This window comes from Rahnella perminowiae (assembly GCF_019049755.1).
Taxonomy (GTDB): domain Bacteria; phylum Pseudomonadota; class Gammaproteobacteria; order Enterobacterales; family Enterobacteriaceae; genus Rahnella; species Rahnella perminowiae.
In genome coordinates this window covers 1-2190 of the sequence record NZ_JAFMOS010000224.1, presented here as the reverse complement: position 1 = coordinate 2190, position 2190 = coordinate 1, and the positions used below count along the sequence as shown (strand labels likewise).

The 2190-nt window shown below is 44.3% G+C and carries 1 protein-coding gene and 1 pseudogene; both read left to right on the top strand.

Features of this window, described 5'->3' with window-relative positions; all coding sequences use genetic code 11:
- Positions 1–675: 675 nt before the first annotated feature.
- Positions 676–1780, top strand: a pseudogene (locus J1785_RS01505) (IS3 family transposase).
- 71 nt (positions 1781–1851) lie between these two features.
- The gene (locus J1785_RS01500; protein WP_217218653.1) at positions 1852–2127 is read left to right on the top strand and encodes a hypothetical protein; all 276 of its coding nucleotides are present in this window, start codon (positions 1852–1854) and stop codon (positions 2125–2127) included.
- Positions 2128–2190 lie beyond the last annotated feature (63 nt).

Sequence of the window (2190 nt, the reverse complement as noted above, 5' to 3'; positions counted from 1 at the left end):
GTCATGAACGAAGTACTGAATTCCGCTTTTCTGGAAAGGGTTAAAACCATCTTTATTACCCATAGGCACCTACATACAATATTACTGTGAATATATACAGTACTTTGATGGGTGTCCAGTATGAAATTATTAGTACGATATCAATCAATAAGTTAAATAAGTTTAGCCGCTCGATTGGAGGGATAAGTAAGGTTTTATCAATAGGTATAACCGATCATAAGAATGCTATTAATCGGTTATAACGATCAGTGTATGGTTTTTAATACATTTAACTGATGAAGAACTACAGATGCTAAAGCTATGCATTGCTGTACAAACACATTCGATTGCCGAACCAATCACCAGTACTAACGGAAAGCTGTTAGGTGTCGAGTTGCTTACAAGAATTGATACCGGTGGCATTACAGAAAGTACATTCGAAATGGAGCACTTCATAGCCAGACTAACAGAGGATTCAAAACGTTCACTTCTAATTAGCCAGCTTGAGCAAGTACAGGCAAAGGCACAGTTTTTCATTGAGTACGGCTTAGTGTGTAGCATCAATATAGATTTCGATATGGCTGGAATCATCATTAAGGATACTGAGGTAAGTACTCTTGTAAGTATCCCACCAAAACGTCCCGTTCACTTTTAGAGATCTTCCGACATACTGATTATGTCCCCGAGGAGATCGCTATGCGTAAAATCCGATTCACCGAGCACCAGATCATCGCCGTTCTGAAGTCTGTCGAAGCCGGACGCACCGTTAAAGATGTGTGCCGTGAGGCCGCTATTTCCGAAGCCAGCTATTACAACTGGAAGGCGAAATATGGCGGTATGGAAGCCGCTGATATCAAAAAGATCAAAGATCTTGAAGACGAGAATCGTCGCCTGAAGCAAATGTTTGCCGATCTGAGTCTGGAATGTCGGGCACTGAAAGACGTCATCGAAAAAAAGCTTTAAAACCAGCGATAAAGCGTGAGCTTGTCAACTATTTGACCGCGCAGTTTACGATGAGCATACGCCAGGCATGCAGGACGTTATCGCTGAGCAGGACGGTGTTTCGTTATCAACCCGATACGCGACGTGATGAACCGGTGATCCAGGTGCTGGCCGAGGTGGCCGAGCGCTATCCCCGCTACGGCTTTAAGAAGCTTTTTCAGGTGCTGCGCAGGCAGGGTCACGTCTGGAACCACAAGCGGGTACACCGGATTTACTGTCTGCTGAAACTGAATTTTCGGCGTAAGGGTAAACAACGTCTGCCGGTGCGTAATCCGGCTCCGCTGGCAACGCCGGAAGCGCTCAATCAGAGTTGGTCTATCGATTTTATGCACGACGCGCTGGTGTGCGGTCGACGTTTTCGAACCTTCAACGTCGTGGATGATTTTAACCGCGAGGCTCTGGCCATCGAAATTGACCTGAGTATCCCTGCACAGCGGGTCGTCCGGGTGCTGGACAGGATTGTGGCAAACCGTGGATATCCGCTGAAGATGCGGATGGATAATGGGCCGGAACTGATATCACTGGCTTTGGCGCAATGGGCTGAAGATCATGGTGTGATGCTGGAATTTATTAAGCCGGGTAGCCAACGCAGAACGCATTTATCGAACGGTTTAACCGAACTTACCGGACAGAAATACTGGATTTTTACCTGTTCAGAACGCTGAAAGAAGCACGGGAAATTACGGAACGCTGGCTGAATGAATACAACAGTGAGCGACCCCATGAATCCCTGGATAACCTGACACCGGAAGAGTACCGGCTGATGGCTGAGAAACCGGAAATCTCAAAAAGTGCGTGAAACTAAAGCTGGGATACTTACAGTGGTAGTTGATATCATTTTAAGTACGAGATTAATGTGACGAGGTAGTTATGCCCGATGATGATAAAATAGATTCTATGGACAAAATTATGCAAGATTTGGTCTCTAAAGCAAAAATTATGGCAACCGTTGATTTTGAAAAGTTAGAATCGGAGGGTGTGATTGAAAAAGTGAGGGGAGGTTATTTAGTAAGGAAACATTCACTTGTCCCTGAAGCTGCAATGCGGCATTTAGTTAAGTCTATGACACCTACTAAAACTGGTGTTAAAATAATTTTATTCAAACCACCTAAAAACTTCATCGACTTAGCAGGTAAGAGTAACTGATTCAATATTCAAAGTGTAGAAGCCTAAACTTAATAGATAAAGTTTACAGGAAAAGCCCCATTT

Excerpts from the sequence above, each read along its gene's own strand:
- J1785_RS01500 (WP_217218653.1), top strand. The coding sequence starts at position 1,852 with ATGCCCGATGATGATAAAATAGATTCTATGGACAAAATTATGCAAGAT.